The sequence below is a fragment of the Pseudonocardia nantongensis genome (assembly GCF_046546495.1).
GTDB classification, from domain to species: Bacteria; Actinomycetota; Actinomycetes; order Mycobacteriales; family Pseudonocardiaceae; genus Pseudonocardia; species Pseudonocardia nantongensis.
The window spans coordinates 106,487-130,476 of sequence record NZ_JBKGXT010000001.1 but is presented as its reverse complement, the minus strand read 5'-3'; the positions used below and the strand labels follow the sequence as shown (position 1 = coordinate 130,476).

General features: G+C 75.1%; 23 protein-coding genes. 14 read left to right on the top strand and 9 right to left on the bottom strand.

From position 1 onward, the window contains the following. The first annotated feature begins 6 nt into the window (after positions 1-6). Positions 7-1,224 carry a serine hydrolase domain-containing protein gene (locus ACLFMI_RS00610; protein WP_410945697.1) on the top strand — a complete coding sequence of 406 codons (1,218 nt, stop codon included), beginning with the start codon at positions 7-9 and terminating at the stop codon, positions 1,222-1,224. After that, positions 1,221-3,473, top strand: a complete 2,253-nt coding sequence (locus ACLFMI_RS00605) for a cytochrome P450 (RefSeq protein WP_410945696.1) — start codon at positions 1,221-1,223, stop codon at positions 3,471-3,473. The genes ACLFMI_RS00610 and ACLFMI_RS00605 overlap by 4 nt, the downstream gene beginning before the upstream one ends. A gap of 163 nt (positions 3,474-3,636) precedes the next feature. Here ACLFMI_RS00605 and ACLFMI_RS00600 read toward each other — a convergent pair whose 3' ends face one another. The 3 genes from ACLFMI_RS00600 to ACLFMI_RS00590 all read right to left on the bottom strand — a co-directional run bounded on the left by ACLFMI_RS00600 (position 3,637) and on the right by ACLFMI_RS00590 (position 6,859). Further along, the gene (locus ACLFMI_RS00600) at positions 3,637-4,215 is read right to left on the bottom strand and encodes a TetR/AcrR family transcriptional regulator (protein WP_410945695.1); all 579 of its coding nucleotides are present in this window, start codon (positions 4,213-4,215) and stop codon (positions 3,637-3,639) included. 104 nt (positions 4,216-4,319) lie between these two features. After that, positions 4,320-5,651, bottom strand: a complete 1,332-nt coding sequence (locus ACLFMI_RS00595) for an MFS transporter (protein ID WP_410945694.1) — start codon at positions 5,649-5,651, stop codon at positions 4,320-4,322. Continuing rightward, positions 5,648-6,859 carry a M20 metallopeptidase family protein gene (locus tag ACLFMI_RS00590; RefSeq protein WP_410945693.1) on the bottom strand — a complete coding sequence of 404 codons (1,212 nt, stop codon included), beginning with the start codon at positions 6,857-6,859 and terminating at the stop codon, positions 5,648-5,650. Before ACLFMI_RS00590 ends, ACLFMI_RS00595 begins: the two co-directional genes overlap by 4 nt. Before the next feature lie 129 nt (positions 6,860-6,988). On the opposite strand from ACLFMI_RS00590, the gene ACLFMI_RS00585 reads away from it, so the two are divergent. Beyond that, entirely contained in the window at positions 6,989-8,005 is a 1,017-nt protein-coding gene (locus ACLFMI_RS00585) for an Lrp/AsnC family transcriptional regulator (protein ID WP_410945692.1), read from the top strand. Between the two features lie 11 nt (positions 8,006-8,016). Continuing rightward, positions 8,017-10,635: an ATP-dependent RNA helicase gene (locus ACLFMI_RS00580; protein ID WP_410945691.1), complete on the top strand. Its 2,619-nt coding sequence runs from the start codon at positions 8,017-8,019 to the stop codon at positions 10,633-10,635. Between the two features lie 106 nt (positions 10,636-10,741). On the opposite strand, the gene ACLFMI_RS00575 is transcribed toward ACLFMI_RS00580, so the two are convergent. Both ACLFMI_RS00575 and ACLFMI_RS00570 read right to left on the bottom strand, forming a co-directional pair. After that, a complete protein-coding gene (locus tag ACLFMI_RS00575; RefSeq protein WP_410945690.1) occupies positions 10,742-11,407 on the bottom strand; it encodes a class F sortase in 666 nt (221 codons plus the stop codon). A gap of 132 nt (positions 11,408-11,539) precedes the next feature. Further along, a complete protein-coding gene (locus ACLFMI_RS00570; protein ID WP_410945689.1) occupies positions 11,540-11,920 on the bottom strand; it encodes an excalibur calcium-binding domain-containing protein in 381 nt (126 codons plus the stop codon). Between the two features lie 139 nt (positions 11,921-12,059). On the opposite strand from ACLFMI_RS00570, the gene ACLFMI_RS00565 reads away from it, so the two are divergent. Next, positions 12,060-13,049, top strand: a complete 990-nt coding sequence (locus ACLFMI_RS00565; protein ID WP_410945688.1) for a threo-3-hydroxy-L-aspartate ammonia-lyase — start codon at positions 12,060-12,062, stop codon at positions 13,047-13,049. Between the two features lie 28 nt (positions 13,050-13,077). Here the strand turns inward: ACLFMI_RS00565 and ACLFMI_RS00560 are convergent, their stop codons facing one another. Next, positions 13,078-13,275 carry a hypothetical protein gene (locus ACLFMI_RS00560; RefSeq protein ID WP_410945687.1) on the bottom strand — a complete coding sequence of 66 codons (198 nt, stop codon included), beginning with the start codon at positions 13,273-13,275 and terminating at the stop codon, positions 13,078-13,080. On the opposite strand from ACLFMI_RS00560, the gene ACLFMI_RS00555 reads away from it, so the two are divergent. After that, the gene (locus ACLFMI_RS00555) at positions 13,260-13,640 is read left to right on the top strand and encodes a hypothetical protein (protein WP_410945686.1); all 381 of its coding nucleotides are present in this window, start codon (positions 13,260-13,262) and stop codon (positions 13,638-13,640) included. The genes ACLFMI_RS00560 and ACLFMI_RS00555 overlap by 16 nt on opposite strands. Positions 13,641-13,707: 67 nt before the next feature. Here ACLFMI_RS00555 and ACLFMI_RS00550 read toward each other — a convergent pair whose 3' ends face one another. Together ACLFMI_RS00550 and ACLFMI_RS00545 are read right to left on the bottom strand one after the other, a co-directional pair. Next, the gene (locus ACLFMI_RS00550; protein ID WP_410945685.1) at positions 13,708-15,015 is read right to left on the bottom strand and encodes an MFS transporter; all 1,308 of its coding nucleotides are present in this window, start codon (positions 15,013-15,015) and stop codon (positions 13,708-13,710) included. Between the two features lie 122 nt (positions 15,016-15,137). Then, positions 15,138-16,142 carry an alcohol dehydrogenase catalytic domain-containing protein gene (locus ACLFMI_RS00545; protein ID WP_410945684.1) on the bottom strand — a complete coding sequence of 335 codons (1,005 nt, stop codon included), beginning with the start codon at positions 16,140-16,142 and terminating at the stop codon, positions 15,138-15,140. 125 nt (positions 16,143-16,267) lie between these two features. On the opposite strand from ACLFMI_RS00545, the gene ACLFMI_RS00540 reads away from it, so the two are divergent. The 6 genes from ACLFMI_RS00540 to ACLFMI_RS00515 all read left to right on the top strand — a co-directional run bounded on the left by ACLFMI_RS00540 (position 16,268) and on the right by ACLFMI_RS00515 (position 21,072). Next, on the top strand, positions 16,268-16,768 hold the full coding sequence (locus ACLFMI_RS00540) for a TIGR03618 family F420-dependent PPOX class oxidoreductase (protein ID WP_410945683.1): 501 nt from the start codon (positions 16,268-16,270) through the stop codon (positions 16,766-16,768). A 94-nt stretch (positions 16,769-16,862) separates the two neighbouring features. Next, the gene (locus ACLFMI_RS00535) at positions 16,863-17,324 is read left to right on the top strand and encodes a DUF6319 family protein (protein ID WP_410945682.1); all 462 of its coding nucleotides are present in this window, start codon (positions 16,863-16,865) and stop codon (positions 17,322-17,324) included. A 529-nt stretch (positions 17,325-17,853) separates the two neighbouring features. Then, a complete protein-coding gene (locus ACLFMI_RS00530; RefSeq protein ID WP_410945681.1) occupies positions 17,854-18,327 on the top strand; it encodes a GreA/GreB family elongation factor in 474 nt (157 codons plus the stop codon). Between the two features lie 192 nt (positions 18,328-18,519). Beyond that, a complete protein-coding gene (locus ACLFMI_RS00525; RefSeq protein WP_410945680.1) occupies positions 18,520-19,815 on the top strand; it encodes a PucR family transcriptional regulator in 1,296 nt (431 codons plus the stop codon). A gap of 85 nt (positions 19,816-19,900) precedes the next feature. Beyond that, on the top strand, positions 19,901-20,386 hold the full coding sequence (locus ACLFMI_RS00520) for a peroxiredoxin (RefSeq protein ID WP_410945679.1): 486 nt from the start codon (positions 19,901-19,903) through the stop codon (positions 20,384-20,386). Positions 20,387-20,463: 77 nt separating this feature from the next. Beyond that, positions 20,464-21,072 carry a TetR/AcrR family transcriptional regulator gene (locus ACLFMI_RS00515; protein WP_410945678.1) on the top strand — a complete coding sequence of 203 codons (609 nt, stop codon included), beginning with the start codon at positions 20,464-20,466 and terminating at the stop codon, positions 21,070-21,072. A gap of 380 nt (positions 21,073-21,452) precedes the next feature. Here the strand turns inward: ACLFMI_RS00515 and ACLFMI_RS00510 are convergent, their stop codons facing one another. After that, positions 21,453-21,614: a hypothetical protein gene (locus ACLFMI_RS00510; RefSeq protein WP_410945677.1), complete on the bottom strand. Its 162-nt coding sequence runs from the start codon at positions 21,612-21,614 to the stop codon at positions 21,453-21,455. Between the two features lie 204 nt (positions 21,615-21,818). Here ACLFMI_RS00510 and ACLFMI_RS00505 point away from each other — a divergent pair, with 204 nt between their 5' ends. Together ACLFMI_RS00505 and ACLFMI_RS00500 are read left to right on the top strand one after the other, a co-directional pair. Continuing rightward, positions 21,819-22,484 (top strand): biliverdin-producing heme oxygenase, encoded by a 666-nt coding sequence (locus ACLFMI_RS00505; RefSeq protein ID WP_410945676.1) that lies wholly within the window; start codon positions 21,819-21,821, stop codon positions 22,482-22,484. Between the two features lie 60 nt (positions 22,485-22,544). Beyond that, complete coding sequence (locus ACLFMI_RS00500; RefSeq protein WP_410945675.1) at positions 22,545-23,969, top strand: SDR family NAD(P)-dependent oxidoreductase; 1,425 nt, start codon at positions 22,545-22,547, stop codon at positions 23,967-23,969. The last annotated feature ends 21 nt before the right edge of the window (positions 23,970-23,990 follow it).

Here is a 23,990-nt window from a genome sequence, read left to right as displayed (position 1 = left end):
CCACCCGTGCAGCACACCGGCACCGTCACCGACGTTCCGGGCCTCGAACGCCGCTTCCTGGAGATCCTCGACGAGACCGTCCGCGCCGATATCGAGCGCGGTGATTACCACGGCGCGAACCTCGTCGTCGCCCGGCACGGCCGGGTCGCCCTGCGCGGCAGCTACGGGCTCGCCGAGGCAGGCACCGGCCGTCCGACCCGGCGCGACGACGTCTACCGCATCCTGTCGATGTCCAAGGGCTTCACCAACGCACTGGTCTTCCGCGCGCTGAGCGAGGGCCGGCTGATGCTCTCCACCCGCGTCGTCGACCTCATCCCGGAGTTCCTGGGAACCGAGCGGTTCCGCGCCGCGCGCAAGGACCGGATCAACGTCGCACACCTGCTCACGCACCGCGCCGGCATGCCGGCCACCCCCAACCCTGGGCTGGGCCCGGAGGGCTTCGCCGTCCTCGCCGACGTCGTCGAGGCGCTCGGCGGTGTCGACGTCGTGCACGAACCCGGCACGAACCTCAACTACTCCGCCGCGATCAACCACGCGCTGCTCGGCGAGATGGCCCGCCGCGCCCACGGCGCCACGTCGTTCCGCGACCTGGTGCAGGACAAGGTCTTCGCCCCGGTCGGCATGACGCACAGCCGCTTCGGCATGCCCGCCGAATGGCAGGACCGGGCGGTGCCGCTGAAGGTCATCACCGCCGACGGATCGTGGCTCGAGCCCGCGGACATCGAATGCCTCAACGACGTCATCGACCGCCCGGACGCCGAGCTGCCCTGGGTGGGCGCGGTGTCCACGATCGACGACGTCTTCGCCTTCACCGAGATGCTGCGCCGCCGGGGCCGCACCTCCGCCGGCGAGCAGCTGATCGGCGAGTCGGTGCTCGACGTGGCCACCACCAACCAGACCGGCGACGAGATCAACGACCTCTACGCCATGGTCGCCGCCGCCCGGAGGTGGGACCTCCCGCCGGGGAACATGGGGCTGGGCCTGGCGCTGGCCGGCACCGGCACACACGCCCGCTTCTTCGGCCCGTTCGTCTCCCCGCGCACCTTCGGTTCCTACGGCGCGGGCTCGTCGTTGCTGTGGGTCGACCCGGTGTCCGACGTGTCGTTCTGCTTCCTGTCGTCGGGGGTGATGGACGAGGGCGACAACGTGGCCCGCTTCCAGAAGCTCTCCTCGATCGCCGCCTCGGCCGTCGTCGGCGGGGCCGGATCGGAGACCCACTCATGACCGAACTGCGCCACGCCCCCGCACCGGTGACCGGCTGCCCGGTCGCACACGGCTTCGACGCCCTGGGCGACGACTACTACCGCGATCCCGCCGGCCACCTGGCCCGGGTCCGGGACGAGACCCCGGTGTTCTGGTACCCGCACCTGGGCGCCTGGATCGTCACCCGGCGCGCGGACTGCCTGGAGGTGCTCTCGGACTGGCGGACCTACTCCTCGGCGGCCAACTCCGCCGCGGACGTCCCCGAGCGGTACCGCGAGATCTACCCGCCGGACCTGGTGGCGAAGATGATCGTCGGCCAGGACCCGCCCGGCCACACCGAGGCGCGCTCGGTGGCCCAGCGCGGCTTCGTCCGGGAGCGCATGGACCGGCTCCAGCCGGAGATCGAGGCACGCGCCCACCGGATCATCGACCGGTTCGAGAACGACGGCGCCGCGAACCTGCTCGAGCAGTACTCGCTGGAGCTGACCACCCAGACGATCATGGCGTTGCTCGGGCTGGGCCACGAGTACGAGGACCTGATCCGGCAGCTGCGCGACGACCTGTTCGCGGTGCTCTCGTCCGCGCACGAGCCGCTGCCCGAGCCGCGGCGTTCCGAGGTGTGGGACCGGTTCGTACAGGCCAACCTGGTGCTGCGCGAGATCATCGACGACCGCCGGGAGTCCGACGCCGACGACGTAATCTCGGTGATGGCCTCCGCCCGCCGCGACGACGGCTCGTACGCGCTGCCCACCCCGCAGATCGCGCTGCACGTCTCCGAGTTCGCGGCCGCGGGGACCGACACCACCGCGCAGGCGATGACCAACGCCGTGCTCTTCCTGGCCGGGCACCCGGAGGCGTTGCAGGACGCGCTGGCCGAGCCCGAGCTGTGGCCCCGGGTCTTCGAGGAGACGGTGCGGCGCCGGCCGTCGTCGACGTTCACCTCCCGGCGGGCGACCCGCGACGTCGAGCTGTCCGGTGTGCGGATCGCCGAAGGCGACATGATCTGGGTCGCGCTGGCCTCGGCCAACACCGACCCGGCGCACGTCGAGCGGCCGTTCGCGTTCGACATCCACCGCCCGGACCCCACCGATCACCTGGCGTTCACCGCGGGCCGGCACACCTGCCTGGGCAATCCGCTGGCCCGCGTACAGGGAGCTACCGGGTTGCGGGTGCTCTTCGAGCGGCTGCCCTCGCTGCGCCCGGACGACGTCGAGGAGCTCGACTTCCTGCGGATGGTCCTGCTGCCGGTGCGCCGCTCGCTGCAGGTGCACTGGGACGTGGCCGACGTCGCGCGCTCCCGGGAGCGCACCGTGCGCACCCTCGAGCTAGTGGTCGCCGACCGCACCGAGGCCTCGGACGGTGTCGTGGCCCTGACCCTGCGCCACCCGGACGGCCGGGAGCTGCCGCCCTGGAAGGCCGGGGCGCACGTCGACGTGCATGTCCCCGCCGGGGAGCACGCGCCGCTGGTGCGCCAGTACTCGGTGTCCGCGGACCCGCGGGACCGCACCGGCTACCGGATCGGGGTGCTGCGCGAGCCCGCCGGGCGGGGCGGGTCCGCGGCCGTGCACGACGCCCTGCGCCCCGGCTCCCGGGTGACGGTGTCCTGGCCACGCAACAACTTCCGGCTCGCCCCGGCAGCGCGCTACCTGTTCGTCGCCGGGGGCATCGGGATCACTCCGATCCTGGCCATGATCCGGGAGGCCCAGCACGCCGGGGCCGGGTGGGAGCTCGTCTACGGCGGCCGCACCCGGTCGTCGATGGCCTTCCTCGACGAGCTGGACCGGCACCGCAACCGGGTCACGCTGGTCCCGCAGGACGAGTCCGGGCAGATCGACCTGCCCGGCCTGCTCGACGAGGTCCGGGACTCCACCCTGGTCTACGCGTGCGGTCCCGAGTCGCTGCTGCAGGCGGTCGAGGAGCACACCGCACACTGGCCGAAGGACTCGCTGCGGCTGGAGCGGTTCGCGCCGAAACCGGTGCGGCGCACCGCACCGGACACCCCGTTCGAGGTCGAGTTCGCCCGGACAGGGACCGTCGTGGAGGTCGGTGCCGAGGAGACGGTCCTGGACGCCGCCGAGCGGGCCGGGGCCCCGGCGGTCTCGTCCTGCCGGACCGGTACCTGCGGCACCTGTGAGACGGCGGTGCTCGCCGGGCGCGCCGAGCACCGGGACTCGATTCTTACCCCATCCGAGCAGGAGGCCGGCGCGACGATGCTGATCTGCATCTCGCGGGCCGCGCCGGGGTGCCCGAGGCTGGTGCTCGACCGCTGACGCGGCCCGGTCCGGTTCGGTCGTCGGCAGCACCAGGTGCCACGGGTTGCACCGCACGCCACCGAAGATTCGATCATGGGCGGCGAGTGCGTCGAGTCCCGGATCGGTCCGCCCGGATCCCTGCTGAACGACACAAACGAAGCGGGACCCCACAGAACGCTTCTCAGTCGAACAGCACAGCCCACTGTCGGGCCAGCGACGCGAGCACCCGCTCCTCCCGCTCGGCGTGGCCGCGGACGTAGAGGAAGTAGAAGTTGCGTTCCAGGCTCATCATGAGCGTCACCATGTGCACCTCGCGGTCCGCCCGGTCGTCGGCGTTGCGGCAGTCCCGGTAGGGGCGGATCCGGGTCGACGAGATGCGCCGGATCAGCCCGAGCCACTCGTCGAGCACCTCCGGGTCCGCGGTCATCGCCTGGTTGATCGCCTCGAACTCGGTGGCGTAGCGCATCCACATCTCCCGGGCACTGCCGAGCCAGTCCCGCAGGGCCGCGGGGGTGTGCTCGGGCATCCGGTCCAGCTCCGCGTAGAGCTCGGCGACCTCGGTCTCGATCTCCCGCATCCGGGCCATGATGATCTGCGACTTGGCACCGAAGTACAGGTAGAGGTTGGCCCGGCTGCTCCCGGCCGCGGTGGCGATCCCGGTCATCGAGGTGTGCTCGTAGCCGCGTTCCCGGAACAGCCGCAGCGCCTCGTCGACGAAACGCTGCCGGGTGGCGACGCTCTTCGGCGTGCGATCGGTCATGCGGCGAGGTGGGTCACGAGCGTGGCTCCGGTTCGGGACAAGCGGGCTTCGGGGGCGGGGCGGCGACGACCGTCGCAGTGTAGGCAGTGCCGCCCCGGCCCCGTTCAGCGCGCCGCGCGCGCCGGTTCGGCCCCGGCGGTGGCCAGGTCGATCCCCTTCGTCTCCGGCAGCAGGTACACCGCGACGCCCGACACCAGCAGCAGTCCGACGGAGTAGCCGAGGAACAGCCCCGGCCGACCGATCTCGGCGAACAGTTGCTGCAGGTAGGGCGCCGTGCCACCGAACAGCGCGACCGAGATCGAGTACGGCACCCCGAGCCCGGCCGCGCGGATCCCGGTCGGGAACAACTCGGCGTAGAGGGCCGGGCAGATCGCGCAGGCCGCCCCGATCAGGACGAGCGCGACGGTCATCGCGATGAACAGCGTCGGGCCGTCGGAGATCATGGCGTCCAGCGGGAAGAGCAGCACGACCAGCAGCGCGCCCGGCACCAGCAGCGTGCGACGCCGGCCGAACCGGTCCGACGCGGCGCCCCAGGCGGGCAGCAGGCACATGAAGATCACCAGTGCCCCGGCGCCGGCCCACAACGACGCGGCCGGGTCGACCCCGCGGGCGGTGATCGCGTACGCCGGAGCGGCGACCGACCACACGTAGTAGGCGACGGTGATCCCGCTGGTCAGGAACACCACCCGGGCCAGTGCCTTCGGGTGGGCCAGCACCTGGCGTAGCAGCGACGGCGCGGGCGCGGCGGTCGTGGCTCCGGCGCGGGTGTTCTCCTCGGCCACGTAGGTGTCGGACTCGCGCATCCGCAGCCGCATCACCAGGGCGTACAGCCCGAAGAGTCCGCCCAGGACGAACGGCACCCGCCAGCCCCACGACCCCATCTGTTCCGGCGTCAGCACGCTGGACAGCACCGCGCCCAGCACGGTGCCGACCAGGATCCCGGCGGTGCCGGAGAAGTAGATCAGGCTCGACCACAGGCCCCGCCGGAGCCGCGGCGCCATCTCGGCGAGGTAGGTCTGCGCGGCCGGCAGCTCGCCGCCGTGCGCGAGGCCCTGGGCCAGCCGGGCGAGCAGCAGCACCAGCGGGGCGGCGAGCCCGATCGCCGCGTAGGTCGGGATCAGGCCGATCACCAGGCTGCCGACGGCGGCCGTCGCGACGCAGAGCGCCATCGACAGCTTCCGGCCGCGCCGGTCGGCGATCCAGCCGAACACCCAGCCGCCGAACGGCCGGGCGACGAACCCGACGGCGAACACCGCCAGGGTCTTCAGCAGCGCGGCGCCCGGGTCGTCGCCGGGGAAGAACTGCGGCGCGAAGAACGCCGAGAACGTCGCGTAGACGTTCCAGTCGAACCACTCCATGGCGTTGCCGGCGCCGATCCCGAGGATCGTGCGGCGCTTCTCGGCGCGCTCCCCCGCCGCTCCCGCGGCCGCGCTCACGCCGACACCGCCGGGGCGAGGCGGGTCGCGGCCAGCGACGCGTGCAGCGCGGCGGCGTCGCCGAGCACGGCGTCGTCGAAGCGGGCCAGCGGCGAGTGGTTCATCGGCGCCCCGTCCGGGTCGGTCCCCGCCGGGCAGGCGCCCATACCGAGGAACGCCCCGGGGATCGCGTCGAGCACCCGGGAGAAGTCCTCCGACCCGCTGATCGGGTCCGGCGCGAGGGTGAACCGGTCCGCGCCGAGCAGCTCGGTGCAGACGCCCGTGGCGAAGCCGACCTCGCCGGCGTCGTTCACCGTGCGCGGGTACTCGTCGTGCCAGTCCACCTCGGCGCGGACGCCGTGCGCGGCCGCGACGCCGTCGCAGACCTCGCGGACGAACGCCGGGAGCAGCGTGGCGTGGGTGTCGGAGAAGCTGCGGACGGTGGCCTCGAACCGGGCGGTGTCCGGGATGACGTTGCGCCGGGTGCCGGCGTGCACGACGCCGACGGTCAGCACCACCGGGTCGAACATGTCGAAGCGGCGGGTCACCATCGTCTGCAGCGAGGTGATCATCTCCGCGGCGGCGGCGATCGGGTCGCGCGCGGTGTGCGGGTTGGAGCCGTGCCCGCCCGCCCCGTGCACGGTGACGTCCAGGGCGTGCGACGCGGAGAGGAACACCCCGGGCCGGGTGGTGACCGCGCCGCGCGGCATCCGGTTCGCGAACACGTGCAGGCCGTAGGCGTGGTCGGCGCGCCGCCCTGCAGCGGTGAGGACGCCCTCGTCGATCATCCGACCGGCGCCGTCCCAGCCCTCCTCACCGGGCTGGAACATGAACACCACGTCGCCGGCGAGCCGGTCCCGGTGTGCGCAGAGCAGCTGCGCGGCCCCGGCCAGCGCGCTGGTGTGCAGGTCGTGGCCGCAGGCGTGCATGGTGCCGGTCCGCGCGGCGAAGTCGTCGCCGCTGCTCTCGGCGACGGGCAACCCGTCCATGTCCCCGCGCAGCAGGACGACCGGGCCGTCCCCGCCGCCGGTGGCGGTACCGCGCAGCACGGCGGTCACCGACGTCGTCGACTCCCCCTCGGTGATCTCCAGCGGCAGGCCCTGCAGTGCGGCCAGCACCCGGTCCCGGGTGCGCGGCAGCTCCAGGCCGACCTCGGGTTCGCGGTGCAGCTCGCGGCGCAACGCGACCAGGTCCGGGTGCAGCGACCGGGCGTCGTCGGACAGATCCATGCGTTCCCCTCGGGTCCTCGCGGCGGCCCCGTTGCCCGTCCCGCGGTGCGGACGAGTCTGCGTAGCCGCTCGCAACCCGCCGTACGATCGACGGATCCGATCCGAATCGGGGTACTGATGGACGAAAACGTGCAAACCGAGCTGTCCGAGGACGACTTCGCGCTCGTGCACGCCCTGCAGCTGCATCCGCGGGCGAGCTGGAGCTCGCTGGCCCCGGTGCTCGGCGCCGCACCGGTCACCCTGGCCCGGCGCTGGCAGCGGCTGCGCGATGCCGGGATTGCGTGGGTGACCAGCTACCCGGTCGTCCGCGACGACGTCATGCAGGTCGCCTTGGTGGAGATCGACTGCGCGCCGGGCCGGCTGGACGACGTCGTCGCGACGCTGGAGGCGGAACCCTCGGTGATGACGATCGAGCACGCGGCCCGCGGCCGGGACCTGCTGCTGACGGTGAACGCGCCGTCGTTCGCGGAGCTGTCCGGGCTGGTCCTGGACCGGCTGGGACGGGTGCCCGGGGTGGCCTCGACCCGCACGCACCTGGCCGCGGGGGTGCACCTGGAGGGCAGCCGCTGGCGGCTGGACGCGCTCGACGCCGGTCAGGCCGAGGCGGTGCGGGGGCTGCGCCGGGCCGACGACGGCGCTGGCGCCGGCCCGGTCGACCTGCTCGGGCCGGTGTACGGGCCGCTCGTGCGCGAGCTCGGCGCCGACGGCCGGGCGGGTGCCGCGGAGGTCGCGGCCCGGATCGGGCGCCCGGCCTCGACCGTGCGCCGCCAGCTCGCCACGCTGCTGCGTTCGGGGATGCTGGTGTTCCGCTGCGAGGTCGCCCAGCTGCTGACCCGCTGGCCGATCTGCGTGACGTGGTGGATCCGGCTGCCGACCGACGACGTCGGCGCGGCCGTCCACCGGATCCGCGGCGACGCCCGGGTGCGGCTCTGCCTCTCCCTCACCGGGCCGGCGAACTTCCTGGTCACGGCCTGGACGCACGCGTTGCCCGAGCTGGTCGGGATGCAGTCGGCGCTGGAGAAGGCGCTGCCCGCGGCCGAGATCGTCGACACCTCGGTGATCCTGCGGATCCGCAAGCGGATGGGCTGGCTGCTGCACCCGGACGGCCGGTGCACCGGGGAGACGGTGCCGCTGTTCCCCGGTTGATACTGGACCCGATGCCTCCCGAACTCCCCGACCTGCCGGTCCGGGGCGTCCTCGACGACCTCGCCCCTGCCCTCGACGACCGTGGCGCGGCCGTGCTGGTCGCCCCGCCCGGCACCGGCAAGACCACGCTGGTACCGCTCGCCCTCGCCGGGCTGGACGGCTCCGGCCGGGACACACCACCGGGCCGGGTGCTGGTCGCCGAGCCCCGCCGGGTGGCCGCCCGGGCGGCGGCCGCGCGGATGTCGTCGCTGCTCGGGACCCCGGTGGGCGGGCCGGTCGGGTACCGGGTCCGCGGCGACGCGCGCACCGGGCCGGATACCCGGATCGAGGTGGTGACCTCCGGGCTGCTGCTGCGCCGGCTGGCCGCCGAACCCGAGCTGGACGGGGTGTCCACCGTGCTCCTCGACGAGGTGCACGAGCGGCACCTGGACGCCGACCTGCTGCTCAGCCTGCTGCTCGACGCCCGCGACGGGCTGCGCCCTGACCTGCGGCTGCTCGCCACCTCGGCGACCCTGGACGCCGCCCGGCCGGCCGCGCTGCTCGGCGACGGCGAGCAACCGGCCCCGGTGCTGGAGGTCGCGGCCCGCTCGTTCGACGTGGCGCTGCACCACGTCCCGCCGCAGCGCGACGAGCGGATCGAGGCCACGGTCGTCCGGGCGGTGCGGCGGGCCCGCGCGCACGGCTCGGTGCTCGCCTTCCTGCCCGGTGTCGCGGAGATCGGGCGGGTGGCGTCCGCGCTGCGCGGGCTCGACGACCTCGACGCCGACGTGCTCACACTGCACGGCAGGCTGCCGGCGTCCGAACAGGACGCGGCGTTGCGCGAGGGCCCGCGGCCACGGGTCGTGCTGGCGACCGCGGTCGCCGAGTCCAGCCTGACCGTGCCCGGGGTGCGTGCGGTCGTCGACTCCGGGCTCGTGCGGGTGCCGCACACCGACCACCGGCGCGGGCTGTCCGGCCTGGTCACCCGGCGGGTGTCCCGGGCGGTCGCGACACAACGGGCCGGGCGCGCGGGGCGGGAGGCTCCCGGCTTCGGCTACCGCTGCTGGCCCGAGGGCGAGGGCCTGGCCGACGCCCCGGATCCGGAGATCCGCACCGCCGACCTGACCGGGCTCGCGCTGGATCTCGCGGTCTGGGGCACGCCGGACGGGGCCGGGCTGCGCTGGTGGGACGCCCCGCCGCCGGGACCGCTGGCGGCCGGGCGGGCGGTGCTGACCGCGCTCGGTGCCCTGGACGCCGGCGGCGCGGTCACCGACCGGGGGCGGCGGATCGCCGCGCTGGGCCTGCACCCCCGGCTCGCCCGGGCGCTGCTGGACGGCGCCGCGGCCGGGATCGATCCGCGCGAGGTGGCCGGGATCGTCGCCGTCCTCGACGACGACACCCTGGCCGGCCCGGAGGCCGACCTGGTCGCCGCCCTCGGCCGGCTGCGCTCCGGTGACGCCCCCGGCGCGCGGCGGTGGCGTGCCGAGCGGGACCGCCTCGCCCGGGCGCTGCGCCGCACCCCCGGCCGTACTCCCGCCCCGGACCGCCCCGGGAGCCCCGAGGGGCACCCCGGTCTCACCAGGGGCCCCGAGGGTGCCCCTCGGGACACCCGCGTCCGGGGTGGCGACGGGGGCGACGGAGCGGGCAGCGGCGCGCCGGGCCCGGTGGCGGATCGGGTGGCCCTGGTGACCGGGCTCGCGCACCCGGAACGGCTGGCCCGGCGCCGGGACGCCGGCTCGGGCGTGTACCTGATGGCCGGCGGCACCGCGGTCGAGGTGCCGCCGGGAGCGCTGCGCGACGCCGGGTGGCTGGCCGTCGCGGTCGCGGACCGGCGCCCGGGGCAGGTGCACGGCCGGGTCCGGATGGCCGCGGCCACCGACCGGGAGGCTGCCGAGCAGGCCGGCGCGGCACTGCTCGTCGAGGGTGCGGAGGCGGTCTGGGAGTCCGGCGACGTCCGGCCCCGCACCGTCCGGCGGCTCGGCGCGATCGTGCTCGAGGAGCGCCCGGACCCCGAGCCGGATCCGGCCGCGGTGCGCGACGCGCTGGTCGCGGGCCTGCGCGCGGAGGGCACCGGCCTGCTGCGGTGGACCCCGGCCGCGCGGTCGCTGGCCGAGCGGCTCGGTTTCCTGCACCGGGTGCTCGGCGCCCCGTGGCCGGACGTCGGCGAGGCCGCGCTGCTCGACTCGGCCGCGGACCCGGCGGGCTGGCTGGCCGGCCCGCTGGCCACCGCCCGCCGCCGCGCCGACCTGGCCCGGGTCGACGCCGGGGCGGCGCTGCGGGCGCACGTGGCCGGGCGCGTCGGCGGGCTCGCCGGCCGGATCGACGAGCTGGCCCCGGAACGGCTGACCGTGCCGTCCGGGTCGCGGATCGCGCTCGACTACTCGGGCGAGGCACCCGCGCTGCCGGTGAAGGTGCAGGAGGTGTTCGGCTGGACCGGGTCGCCTGCGGTCGCCGACGGCCGGGTGCCGGTGGTGCTGCACCTGCTCTCCCCCGCCGGGCGCCCGGCCGCGGTGACCGCCGACCTGACGTCGTTCTGGGCGAGCGGATACCCGCAGGTGCGGGCCGAACTGCGCGGGCGCTACCCGAAACACGCCTGGCCGGAGGACCCGCTCACCGCGACACCCGCCCGCGGCACCGGCCGCCGTCGCTGAGCTCACATCGGCACTGAGCGACGCTCGCGGAGCTCACATCGGCACTGAGCGACGCTCGCGGAGCTCACATCGGCACTGAGCGACGCTCGCGGAGCGGATACCGCCCTCAGGCCGTCAGGTCGGCGAACACGACGACATTGTCGGTGTAGCTGTCGGCGGACCGGTCGAACGCACCGCCGCAGGTGATCAGCCGCAGCCCGGCGTGGTCGAGGTCGCCGTAGACCTCGGCGGTCGGGAACGCGTCCTTCGGGTACTGCCCGACGCGTCGGACCGCGAACGTCACCGCCGTCCCGTCGGCGCGGTCCACCCGGATCCGGTCCCCGGCCCGCAGCGTGTGCAGCTCGGCGAACGCGCCGGGCAGGCCCTTCCAGTCGACGTGCGCGGCGAGCACCGCCGGGCCGCGCTCGCCCGGCGTGGGCGCGCCGGTATACCAACCGACGGTGCCGGCGTCGGTGGGCACCTCCAGGGACCCGTCCGGGAGCAGCCCGAGCGGCACCGGTGCGGTGTCCAGGCTGAGGCGCTCCACCTGTACCCGGACCGGCTCGGGGCGCAGGCGCGGCGCCGAACCGGCCGGGACCAGGTCGGTCGCCGGTACCGGGCCCGCCGCGAGGGACGACGCCGCGGGTGCGCCCGGCCCGGACGGTTCGGGCGCCCCGGCCGGGTCCGCGACGAGCACCGACAGCCCGAGGACGCCGGCCAGACCGGCCGCCCGCATCGCACCGCGCCGGCGCCGGGCCCGGTCGCGACGCATCGGGACCCGGGCGTGGCCCACCTCCCGCCGCCGGACCGGGGCACCACCACCCGACCCCGGCCCGTCCCCGCCGAGAGGCAGCGCAGGGCTTCCCGAAGATCGGGAACTCGCCCTGCGGCGCATCTCGGCGGGATTCGTCACGGGTGGTGGGGCTCAGGCACGCCGGCCGGCGACCCGGCGCACCGCGACGGCACCGACACCGCCCGCCGCGACGGCACCGAGCGCGATCGGCAGCAGCGCGGTCGGGCCGCCACCGGCCTCGACCCCGCCGACCGGCGTCGCGGTGACCTGGGAGGCGGTGCCGTCGTCGGAGGCGGGCTCGGCCGCCTCCGCACCGGGCGGCAGGGTCTCGCAGGCGACGCCGTCGTTGTTCTGGTCCAGGCGCTCCGGGTCGCCCGGCAGTAGCGCCTCCTGCGCCTCGGCCTGGGTGGCGAAGTCGGCGCAGTCGCGGTCCTGGGCGAAGGCCGCCCCGGCCATCGGGACGGTGGCGGCCGCGGCGAGCAGTGCAGCGGCGGAGAAGGTGCGCAGGCGCATCGGGGTGAGGTCCTCTCGGGAGGGAAGCGGCGGGGAGCCTGTCCCTTAGAGCGATCGGGACGTGCCACCCGTTACACCCGAAAGTGGACGCGCCGGCACCGGCTTGTCCGAACCGGACCGGCCGCAGCAGGCTGTCCGGGTGATCGCGGACCCCACCGACCTCCCCACCCCGGACGACGTGCACGCCGCTGCCGAGATCCTGCGCGGCACCGCACACCGCACCCCGGTGCTGACCTCCCGCCTGACCGACGCCGAGCTGGGCGCGTCGGTGCTGGTCAAGGCGGAGAACCTGCAGCGCACCGGCAGCTTCAAGTTCCGCGGCGCGTTCCACACGCTGTCCCGGCTCGGCCCCCGACAGCGCCGCGCCGGCGTCATCGCGTACTCCTCGGGCAACCACGCCCAGGCCGTCGCGCTGGCCGCGCAGCTGCTGGAGGTCCCGGCGACGATCGTGATGCCGACCGATGCGCCCGCGTCGAAGCTCGCGGCGACCCGCGGCTACGGCGCCGAGGTCGTCGCCTACGACCGCTACACCGAGGACCGGGCCGCGATCGCCGGGGACCTCGCCGAGCGGCGCGGACTGACCCTGGTCCCGCCCTACGACCACCCGCACGTGATCGCCGGTCAGGGCACCGCGGTGTGGGAGCTGCTCGAGGACGCCGGCCCGCTGGACGCGCTGTTCGTCTGCCTCGGCGGCGGTGGGCTGCTGTCCGGGTCGTTGCTCGCGGTGCAGGCGCTGGCCCCGGGCTGCGCGGTGTTCGGCGTCGAGCCCGAGGCCGGCGACGACGGCCGGCAGTCGCTGCGGGCCGGGCGGATCGTCACCATCGACCAGCCGCGGACGATCGCCGACGGCGCGGCCACCACGTTCCTCGGGACCCGCACGTTCCCGATCATCGCCGAGCGTGTCGAGGACGTGCTGACGGTGCCGGACGCCGCGCTGGTCGAGGGGATGGCGCTGTTCGCGTCCCGGTACAAGGTGCTCGTCGAGCCGACCGGCGCGCTCGCGCTCGCCGGTCTGCGCGCCGCCGTCGTCGCCGACCCGCAGCGGTTCGCCGGCGCGCGGATCGGAGTCACGATCTCCGGCGGGAACGTCGACCTGGACCGGTTCGCCGGCCTGGTCGGCGGGGCGTGAGCGGCCCCGGTCAGCGGGGCGTGCCCGCTCAGGTGGCCGGGACGACGACCGCGCTGACCAGCCGGCGGGTCCGGCCGGGGTCCGCGCCGAGCTCCAGGAACGGGGCCAGCGTCTCGGCGGTGCGGGCGAGGAGATCGTCGAACTCGTCGTCGGAGAGTCCGGGAGCGCCTCGGCCAGGTCCCCCGTGGTGAGCGTCCGGTTGTTCAGGGCGTGCACGATCCGCCACCGCACCGGGTGGTGCGGCTGGCCGGGTGGGAGCGGCCGTTCGCGGGCGGGCGCCGGATGCTGGCGGTGCCGCGGACGGAGATCGAGTCGGTCGACCGCGTCGACCGGCCGACCGCATGGGCGGTGACCCCGGGCGCCCGGGCCGGGGTGTACGTGACCGGCGTGCTCAAGCTGGGCCGCTGGGGCATCGGCACCCCGATGCACCGGTTCGTCAGCGCCTGGCGGCACCGGCCGGCCCTTCGGGTACGGGTGACCCCGGCCGAGGCCGAGCGGCTCGGCTACCGCGAGATCGTCGTCAGCTGCGCCGCGCCGGAGGCCCACGTCGCCGCCCTGTCGACGGTCGCGGCGCCCGCCACCGGCAGCTGACCCGCACGCACGACGGCGCCGCCCCGGCCGGACCGGGACGGCGCCGCACGCGGTGGTCGGCGGGTGGTCAGCGGCGGTCGTGCTGCAGCGCGTCCTCGGCGAGCACCGCCTCGCTCGGCAGGCCCGGCGCCTCGCCGGCGGCCTCCTCGGCGTCGCTCCGCTCGTGCGACGGCCCCTCGTGCACGGCCTCGGCGTCGGCCTCGTCGAGCGGGCCGCGGATCGTGGTCAGCAGCACCGCTCCGGCGAGTGCCACGACGGCGGCGATCAGGAACGGCAGCGACGCGCCGAACGCTCCCGCCAGCAGCCCCGCCGCGAGCGGGGCGAGCCCGCCGCCGATGAACCGGACGAAACCGTAGGTGGCCGACGCGGTCGGCCGCGGGACCGGCGAGATCGACATGACGGCCGTGGTGACCAGCGTGTTGTTCAGCCCCACCACGATCCCGGAGAGGATCACCGCGACGATCACGACGACCGGGCTGGTGTCGAACAGGCCGATCGCGGCCAGCAGCACCGCGATCCCGACCAGCGCGCCGTAGAGCGTCCGTGCGGTGCCGAACCGGTCCTTGAGCCACGGCGCACCGAACACGGCGAACACCGCGACCAGGATCCCCCACCCGAAGAAGACGCCGCCCAGGGCGATCGGGTCGAGGTCGCCCATCAGGAACGGGGCGTAGCCGAGCATGGTGAAGAAGCCCCAGTTGTAGAGCAGGCCGACGCCGCTGGTGGTGGCCAGCGCCCGGTGGCGCAGTGCGGTGATCGGCTCGGAGAGCTTCGCCTTGTGTTGCGCCGGTGGCGTCGGCTCCAGCAGCACGACGGTGGCGACCAGGGCGATCAGCATCAGCACCGCGACGCCGAAGAACGGGCCGCGCCAGGAGACGGTGCCCAGCAGCCCGCCGAGCAGCGGCCCGGTCGCGATGCCGAGCCCGAGCGCGGTCTCGTAGAGCACGATCGCCCCGGCGAACCCGCCGCTGGCCGAGCCGACGATCACCGCCAGCGAGGTCGCGATGAACAGCGCGTTACCCAGGCCCCAGCCGGCACGGAACCCGACGATCCCCCAGATCCCGGACGACGCCCCGGCCAGCGCGGCGAACGCGACGATCAGCACCAGGCCGGTGATCAGCGTCTTCTTCGCCCCGATCCGGGACGACACCCAGCCGGTGACCAGCATCGCGATCGCGGTCACCACCAGGTAGCTGGTGAACAGCAGCTCGACCTCGGCGTGGCTGGCCTCGAGCTGCCCGGACAGCGACGGCAGGATCGGATCGACCAGCCCGATGCCCATGAACGAGATGACGCAGGCGAACGCGACCGCCCACACCGCCTTGGGCTGGCGGAACGGACTCGGCGCGTGCGCCGCTCCGGACGACTGGGACATCTACTCGCCTCTCACGGTCGTGGACCTATCGAACACGCCGTAGATTGCACCACGCAACCAGGTAGTTTGCAATGCGAACGATCGTGACGACCACCATCCCCGGACCGGCCCGGCGGGTGGGCTCAGCGGATCCGCAGGACCGGCTTGCCCGGTGCGCGGTCCGGGGCCTCCAGGTACGCGTGCGCGGCGGCGACCCGATCGAGATCGAAGACCCGGTCCACCAGCGGGGCCAGCGCCCCGGCGGCGAGCCCCGCGTGCACGAACGCCGCGGCACGGGTCAGCACGGCGGGCTCGCCGGTGACCTCGCGGACGTGGAACCGGCGCAGCCAGACCGGGGCGTAGCCGGCGGCCGGCAGCGGCGTCGGCTCGCCGGAGAGCCCGCCGTGCACGATCACCGCGCCGCCCGGCGCGCACGCCCGGACCAGGCGTTCCACGCCGGGTCCGCCCTCGGCGTCGAGCACCAGGTCGGCGCCATCGCCGCCGAGCGCGGTCCGCAGGTCACCGTCGCCGGGATCACCGTCGCCGGCGACCACCTCGGCCGCACCGCTGGCCCGCAGCGCCGCGGCGTGCCGGTCGTCGGGCACGGTCGCGACGGCGTGCACACCCAGGTACCGGGCGACCTGCAGCGCGGCCGCACCGATGCTGTTCGCGGCCGCGGTGACGACCAGCCGGTCGCCCTCGCGCAGCCGGGCCACGTGCCGGGTCATGCCCCAGACCGTGAGCAGCGGCATCCAGACGGCGGCGGCGCCGGTGTCGTCGAGGCCTGCCGGGCGCGGGAGCAGGGCACGGGCCGGGACGACGGCTTCCTCGGCCTGGACCGGGTGCGCGTTCTGCGACGACGCCGGGATCACGCACACCTCGTCACCGGCGGACCAGCCCGTCACGTCCGGGCCGAGTGCCAGCACGGTGCCGGCGCACTCGCTGCCCAGCCCCGCGGGCAGCCGCGGGGCCTCCAGGTAGGTCCCGCGCCGGAAGTTGACCTCGGAGCGGTTCAGCCCGGCCGCGTGCACCCGGATCCGGACCTCGCCCGGCCCCGGCTCGCGCACCGCGACGTCCTCGACGCGCAACACCTCCGGGCCGCCGGTCTCGTGGAACCGCACCGCCCGGACCGTCCTCGTCCCCGTCACACCCGGCAGGTTAGGCGCGAGGTCATCGGTGCGGCCCGCCCGGCCGCACCCGGACGGGACCGGCACCGAGCAGGGAGGCCATGGTGGGCCAGCACGGGACGACCCGAATCGGTGACGGTCGCCGCATGGATTCGGCGCGGCCGGGGAACCCGGAGGCGACGACCGCCCCCGAGGAGAGGACCCGCCCCGTGCCCGCCGAGACCCGCAACGGCCCCGACCTGCACCCGATGACCGAGAAGCTCGCCACCGGCGCGAACTTCGCCTCGGTCGCCACGCTGCTGCCCGGCGGCGCGATCCAGAACCAGACCCTGTGGGTGACGGCGGTGGACGGCCGGATCGCGCTCAACACCGAGACACACCGGGTCAAGGCGCACAACGTCGCCCGCGATCCCCGGGTCACCGTGCTGATCCGCGACGAGCAGGACCCCTACCGCTACGCCGAGGTGCGTGGCGAGGTCACCGGCACGACGACCGGTCCCCGAGCCCGGACCCAGGTCGACGAGCTGGCCCAGAAATACCTGGGAAAGGACTACCCGCCCGACGACATCAAGTCCGAGCGGGTCATCCTCTGGGTCACCCCGGAACGGCAGACCCTGATCGACCAGAACCACGGCATCGCGGACTGAACCCCGAGATCGCGGGCCCCGAGCCCGACGGCCTCGAACGCACGTTCTATCTTCACCCTTGTTCCTGCCGCATCCGACGCAGCGACTCGAGTGAATGAGGGAGCACGTGGACGACGACCTGGCCACCAGCACCACCCGGGACGAGAGCGGCGACGCCGGCCCGGCGACCGGTGACCCGACCGCGGCCGTGGCCGCCGGAGACGGGATCGGGAGCGGGGACGACGGCGGGGACGATGCGGCGCCGAAACGCCGCCGCGGGCGCCCGAAGGGCTCGGCCGCGAAGACCACCCGCGTCGTCACGATGACGCTGACCGTGAGCGGCTCCGCCGACGGCGAGTGGCAGGCCGAGCTGAAGCAGGGCAGCAGCTGGGTGACCCGCGGCCTCCCGGTGAGCGCCGCCGCGGTGTCCCAGGCCGCCGCCGCGCTGCACGCCGACCTGGCCGGCCCGGTGGACGAGGTGATCGAGACCGCGCGGGCGTCCAAGGCCGCCCGCGTCGCGGAGCTCGAGGCCGAGCTGGAGCACGCGAGGAAGGCGCTGGCCGACCTCGAGCAGTAGGCCCGCGCGGCGAGTGGCACCTCGCCTCGGCAGGCCCCGAGGGGCACCCTCGTCTCGGCCAGGGCCCCGAAGCTGCCCCTCGCGACCACGACGATGGCCGACCTGGCCGCCCCGATCCCGACGGGCGGTCGTCGGCACCGAGCATCGGCCGGAGCCTCGCGGCCACCGTGAACGCGCACCAGTTCGGAGAACGCGCGTCCGATCGGGCGCGCGTTCTCCGAACTGGTGCGCGTCTGCGGTGACGGGGTGCGACGGCACCACGGCCGACCCTGCCCGAGCCCTTCGCGATCCGGTCATGCATGGACCGGGCAACGTCCGGGGTCGGAGACCTTCCGGTGCCCGGCAATCCCGCCCGCCGGGACCGCGGACCGTGCTACATGTGGCTGTGCCGGGTGCCGGACGGTGGACCGCCCGGGCCGCCCGATTCCCGCGGGCCGACTCCGTCCGGCCCCTGGTCCACGGGCCGGTGCGTACGTCGCGCACCGGCCGTTCCGCGTCGTGCCTGACGACGTCACGCGAGGAGTACTCCATGACCGACACCCACGTCTGGCTGGCCGAGGGCGCCTACCAGAACCTGCGCACCGAGCTGCGCGAGCTGCTGGCCCGGCGGGACGACGAGGGCTCCGCGGGCCCCGACGGCACCGACCACCAGCTGCTGGCCGAGCAGCGCGGCCGGGAACAGCGGATCCGCCGGCTGCAGGAGCTGCTGCGCGACCCGGTCGTCGGTCACCGCCCGCCGGACGACGGCGTGGCCGAGCCGGGCATGGTGCTGACCGTGCGCTACGAGCAGGACGGCGAGGTCGAGACGTTCCTGCTCGCGCACTCCGGGGACGGCGCCTACCCGGCCGACCTGATGCTCTGCTCACCGGACTCGCCGCTCGGCCGGGCGCTGCCCGGGACCCGGCAGGGCGAGCGCCTGCACTACCGGCTGCCGGACGGCGGTGCGCTGGCGGTCACCCTGCTGCGCGCGGTCCCGTACGGCGAGCACCGCGCGGCGAGCTGACCCGGGCACGGTCGGATCCCGGCAGCCGGAGCGCCGCAGCGACGACCGGGGATCGGCTAGACTTGCCGGAGTCCGGCAATCCGGACGGGGCGAAGTTCGCCCGGGCGGCCCCTGCAGGGCGCGCTGCGCCCGCGGGCACGGTGGCGGGCGGCGGCGCCGACCACCGGCACCGCGGCAGGAACGGAGAACGACGTGCGCGCGAACACCGGACCGGCGGTCGCCGCGGGCCCTCCCCGGACCGGGCCCGGACCGGCGGCTCCAGCGGGGGCGGGCCACCGCCGCGCCGGCGACGACCGGCTCCGGGAGGTCGCCCGCGAGGCCGGGCGGGAAGCCGGCCGGGAGGCCGGTGGGGTCCCGCCGGAGCTGCTCGGCGACTTCCTGTCCGTGCTGACGGACGCCGCGGCGACCGGCCGGGTGCCCGAGGCCGCGGAGCTCGACGCCGTCGGGAGCAACGGCCGGCGGGCCGCCGAGCTGGGCGTGTCCGCGGGCAACGCGGTGCAGCTGTACCTGTCCGCGGCCTGGCGGCTGTGGCGGGAGCTCCCCGCGGTCACCGGCACCACGCAGGGCCCGTCGCCGGGCCCGTCCACCGCGGCCGCGGCGGAGGCGGTGATGCGCACCCTGGACCGGGCGGTGGCCGGTCTGGCCGACGGCTACACCGCGGCCCGCCGGGACATGGTCCGGCACGAGGAGACCCAGCGCCGGGAGCTGATCGACGACCTGCTGCGCGGGGACGGCGACGTCGGGGCGCTGGTGGCGCGGGCCGAGCCGTTCGGGATGGACATGGGCCAGCCGCACCAGGTCGCGCTGGCCGCCCCGGACGGGCGGCCGGCCGCCGAGACGGTGCTCGGCGGGCTGGAACGCGCGGTGGTGCAGGGCATCGGCGACCGGGACGTGCTGGTCGCGACCAAGGACGGCTGCGTGGTCGTCGTCGCACCGGCGGGGCCCACCCGGACGCGCGAGCACGGTGGCCCGGACGGACTGGGCGACCTGATGCACGCCGAGCTGGCCCGGCCCGCCCGTGGCGCCCCGTGGCGGATCACCGTCGGCCGCGCCCATCCGGGCGCCTACGGCATCGCCCGTTCCTACGAGGAGGCCCGCGAGGCGCTGACGATGGCCACCCGGCTCCGGCTGGACGCCCCGGTGCTGCGCGCCGAGGACCTGCTGATCTACCGGGTGCTGCTGCGCGACCAGCCGGCGATCACCGACCTGGTACACGCCGTGCTGCACCCGCTGAGCCGGGCCCGCGGCGGCCCGGACCCGCTGCTGGCGACCCTGGACGCCTACTTCGCCGCCGGCTGCGTGGTCACCGACACCGCGCGCCGGCTGCACCTGTCGGTGCGGGCGGTGACCTACCGGTTGGAACGGATCGCCGAGCTCACCGGGCACGACCCGACCGACCCCGGCCAGCGGTTCACCGTGCACGCCGCGGTGCTCGGGGCACGGTTGCTCGGCTGGCCGCACCGGGAGCTGCCGCGCGGGCATCCGTGACCCCGGCCTCCCTCCGGGCCGGGCCGGCGCCGCGGCGGGGATAGAGTCGCCGCGACCGATCACTCCCGACCCACTGGAGATCGACGTGGCCCTCACCGCCGGCGACACCGTCCCCGACGTCACGCTCATGACCCCGACCGCCGACGGCCCGAAGTCCGTGCAGAGCGCCGAGACGCTCGGTACCGGCACGGTGGTGCTGTTCGGCGTGCCCGGCGCGTTCACCCCGGCGTGCTCGGACACCCACCTGCCCGGTTACGTGCTGCGTGCCGAGGAGCTGAAGGAGAAGGGCGTCGACACCGTCGCCTGCACCGCGGTGAACGACGCGTTCGTGCTCGGCGCCTGGTCCGAGGCCCGCAACGCGGACGACAGCGTCCTGATGCTCGCCGACGGCAACGCCGACTTCGCGAAGGCCGCCGGCCTGGACATGGACGGCTCGAAGTTCGGCCTCGGCACCCGCTCGCGGCGCTACGCCACGATCATCAAGGACGGCGTCGTCCAGTGGATCGGCGTCGAGGACGCCCCGCCGAACGTGGACGTCTCCGGCGTCGAGTCGGTGCTGAAGCAGCTCTGAAGCACCTCTGACGCGGCTCTGACGCGGCTCAGGACCGAGCCCCTCCGGACCCGGCACGCGGGCCTAGACTGGCCCGCGTGCCGAAGGTCATCGGGGGCTCGCTGGCGACCCATCGCCGGCAGGTGCGGGAGCGGGTGTTCGCGGCGCTGCGCGCCCAGCTCTACACCGGCGGCTTCGACACGGTGACGCTGTCCGGGATCGCCGCGGCCGCCGGCGTCGGCCGGTCGGCGATGTACAACCACTTCCCGGACCGCCAGGCGTTGCTGGTCGCTTTCGTCGAGGACGAGGCCGCCGGCTACGTCACCGACCTCGACGCCGCACTGGCCGGCGTCACCTCCCCCACCGAGCGCCTGGCCGTCTTCGCCCGGATGCAGCTGCGGCGCCTCGCCGAGTTCCACCTCCCGCCGGGCCAGGCGCTGGCCGGCGCGCTGGACGACCAGGCCTACCGCCGGATCGCCGCGCATGCCGACCCGATCGGCGACCGGCTGACCGCGATCCTCGCCGCCGGTGCCGCCGACGGCTCGATGACCGCCGACGACGCCGGACTGCTCGCCGGGATGGTCGCGGCGGCGCTGTCCAGCCGGAAGATCGTCGACGTGCATCCGGGCGAGCTGGACACGGCGGTGGAGACCGCCGTGCGCGCCATCCTCCGCATGGTCGAGCCCGCGGGGGCCGCCCACGAGTGAGGCCCGGCCGCACCGCGGTCGACGCCCGACCGTCGGGAGCGGTCACGGGCAGGCCCCTTCGTCGCGGCCTGCGCAACGCACGACTCGCCCGTCGCGGCCACGCCCGTACGACCCGAGCACCGACGTTGTCCATGGTCAACGGCACCCAGCGCTGTCCGGGGCATCGTTCACCAGCACTCGTGTGCCGTTGACCATGACGAAGCACCCCCTCGGACTGATCCACGCCTGCGGCGCGCGCCCTGCGAGGCTCCGCGTGCGGAGGGACCGGCGGTTATCGGCGATCGCGCGGAGCAGCTTCCACCGCGCACGAAAGCGCGGATACTGGCCAGGTGCGGGCGTCGTCGCCGGGATGTGCGGTACTGGTCGGCCGGGACCGGGAGCTAGCCGTGGACGAGCAACGTGCGGGTGGTGATCCGGGAGGCGATATCCGCGTCGATCACGACCGGGAACCACCGGCTCCCGCGCCCGACACCCGCCCCCGCAATGCACAGCGGCATCCCGGCCCGAGCGGTGGAGGTGGCAGCGGATGTGGTGTCGGTCATGCCGTCATCATCGTCCGGCGCCCGGGCCGGACCCAGCCGGTCCGCCAGAGGGGCGGCGGTGGCGCATACCCGGCCCCGGACGGTCGAACCCTCGACGATCTCGCCCGGCTGAGGCTAGCCTTACTGCGCCCGACGCCTTAACATCGGGATCTGACACGGTGTCAGATCCCGGCACCGTGACGCTCCACCGCCACGGGAGGGCCGATGACCGCCGGCGCCACGACCCCGCTCACGGGGACCCTGTCCGCCGAGCTCCGCCAGGCCACCTACGAGGTCCACGAGCAGGCACACCGCTCGACCTACATGGCTGCGCTGCTGGACGGTGCCCTGCCGCTGGACGCCTACACGCTGCTCGCCGAGCAGTACGGGGCGATCTACGCCGCGCTGGAGTCGGCGTCGGACGCGATGGCCGACCATCCGGTCGCCGGGCCCTTCGTCATCGACGAGCTGCGCCGGCTGCCCGCCCTGCACGACGATCTCGACGCGCTGAACAGCGGCGTCCCGCGGATCCTGCCCTCGACCGCAGGTTACGTGGAGCGGCTGCACGCCGCCGCGTCCGACCCGGAGCGCTTCGTCGCGCACCACTACATCCGTTACCTGGGCGACCTGTCCGGCGGCCAGGTGATCGGGAAACTGCTCACCCGGACCTACGGGTTGTCCGGGGCGGGCGTGCGGTTCTACGACTTCTCCGCGCTCGGCGCCCCGCCGCGGTTCCGCGCCCGCTACCGCGCGCTGCTCGACGCCGCCCCGTGGGACTCCGCGGCGCGCTCCCGGGTCGCGGCGGAGGCGGTGCACGGGTTCGAGCTGAACATCGCGGTGCTGACCGAGATGGCCGAGGAGGTCGGGCTCGAGCAGCCGCTCGCGTCCTGATCCGCGGCACTTCCTAGAATCGGGGCCGTTCCACCGGCCGTCGAGAACTGGGAGTGCACGGTGCCCGACGAGGCTGGCATCGATCCGGACGAGCTGTCCGTGGCGTTGAAGGTGCTGGCGCAGGTGGACGACCTGCCGCCCGAGCACCCGGACGCGGTCGCCGTCCGCCGGGCCACCGCCGGGATCTGGAAGTCGGTCCGGCTGCGGCGCCGCGCCGACAAGCGGCGCCGGGAGCGGGCGGCCGACGCCGAGGTCACCGCCGCGACCGCCACCGGCGCCGAGGGCCGGATCGACGACGAGACGGCCGGCATTCCGCTCGTCTCCTCCGCCGCCGGGGCGAGCGCCGGGACCCTGCACCGGGCCCGCGGCTGCTACGTCTGCAAGCAGCGCTACACCGACGTCGACGCCTTCTACCACCAGCTCTGCCCGGAGTGCGCGGCCACCCACCACGCGCACCGCGATGCCCGCACCGACCTGACCGGGCGCCGGGCGCTGCTCACCGGCGGCCGCGCCAAGATCGGGATGTACATCGCGCTGCGGCTACTGCGCGACGGCGCGCACCTCACGATCACCACCCGGTTCCCGCGGGACGCGGCCCGCCGGTTCGCCGCGCTCGACGACAGCGCCGAGTGGCTGCACCGGCTGCGGATCGTCGGGGTGGACCTGCGGGACCCGGGCCAGGTCGTCGCGCTCGCCGACGAGGTCGCCGCGGCCGGTCCGCTGGACATTCTGATCAACAACGCGGCGCAGACGGTCCGGCGGTCGGCCGGCTCCTACGCCGCGCTCGAGGAGGCCGAGGCCGCGCCGCTGCCGCCCGGGGCACTGCCGGAGATCGTCTCCTTCACCTCCGCCACGACCCGCGAGCACCCCGCGCTGCTCGCCGGGACCGTCCCGGGGCGCGACCTCGCGGCGCTCGCGACCACCGCCCGGTCGGCCTCGCCGGAACGGATCGCGGCCGGCACCGCCGTCGACGCGGGCGGGCTGCTGCCCGACACCGCGGAGCGCAACAGCTGGGTCGACGACGTCCAGCACGTCGACCCGCTGGAGCTGCTCGAGGTGCAGCTGTGCAACCAGACGGCACCGTTCGTGCTGGTCTCCCGGCTGCGCCAGGCGATGGCGGCCGCACCGGCCCGGAACCGCTACGTGGTGAACGTGTCGGCGATGGAGGGCGTGTTCGGCCGGGGCTACAAGGCGTCCGGGCACCCGCACACGAACATGGCCAAGGCCGCGCTGAACATGCTGACCCGGACCAGCGCCGGCGAGATGTTCGCGACCGACCGGATCCTGATGACCTCGGTGGACACCGGCTGGATCACCGACGAGCGGCCGCACCCGACCAGGCTGCGCCTCGCCGAGACCGGCTTCCACGCCCCGCTGGACCTCTCCGACGGCGCCGCCCGGGTCTACCACCCGATCGTCGCCGGCGAGGCGGGCGAAGACCTGTACGGGGTGTTCCTGAAGGACTACGCGGCCGGCTCCTGGTAGCGGGCCCCGGCTCGGCTGTCG

Excerpts from the sequence above, each read along its gene's own strand:
- ACLFMI_RS00605 (WP_410945696.1), top strand. The coding sequence starts at position 1,221 with ATGACCGAACTGCGCCACGCCCCCGCACCGGTGACCGGCTGCCCGGTC.
- ACLFMI_RS00600 (WP_410945695.1), bottom strand. The coding sequence starts at position 4,215 with ATGACCGATCGCACGCCGAAGAGCGTCGCCACCCGGCAGCGTTTCGTC.
- ACLFMI_RS00590 (WP_410945693.1), bottom strand. The coding sequence starts at position 6,859 with ATGGATCTGTCCGACGACGCCCGGTCGCTGCACCCGGACCTGGTCGCG.
- ACLFMI_RS00580 (WP_410945691.1), top strand. The coding sequence starts at position 8,017 with ATGCCTCCCGAACTCCCCGACCTGCCGGTCCGGGGCGTCCTCGACGAC.
- ACLFMI_RS00570 (WP_410945689.1), bottom strand. The coding sequence starts at position 11,920 with ATGCGCCTGCGCACCTTCTCCGCCGCTGCACTGCTCGCCGCGGCCGCC.
- ACLFMI_RS00550 (WP_410945685.1), bottom strand. The coding sequence starts at position 15,015 with ATGTCCCAGTCGTCCGGAGCGGCGCACGCGCCGAGTCCGTTCCGCCAG.
- ACLFMI_RS00540 (WP_410945683.1), top strand. The coding sequence starts at position 16,268 with ATGGATTCGGCGCGGCCGGGGAACCCGGAGGCGACGACCGCCCCCGAG.
- ACLFMI_RS00535 (WP_410945682.1), top strand. The coding sequence starts at position 16,863 with ATGAGGGAGCACGTGGACGACGACCTGGCCACCAGCACCACCCGGGAC.
- ACLFMI_RS00530 (WP_410945681.1), top strand. The coding sequence starts at position 17,854 with ATGACCGACACCCACGTCTGGCTGGCCGAGGGCGCCTACCAGAACCTG.
- ACLFMI_RS00510 (WP_410945677.1), bottom strand. The coding sequence starts at position 21,614 with ATGACCGACACCACATCCGCTGCCACCTCCACCGCTCGGGCCGGGATG.
- ACLFMI_RS00505 (WP_410945676.1), top strand. The coding sequence starts at position 21,819 with ATGACCGCCGGCGCCACGACCCCGCTCACGGGGACCCTGTCCGCCGAG.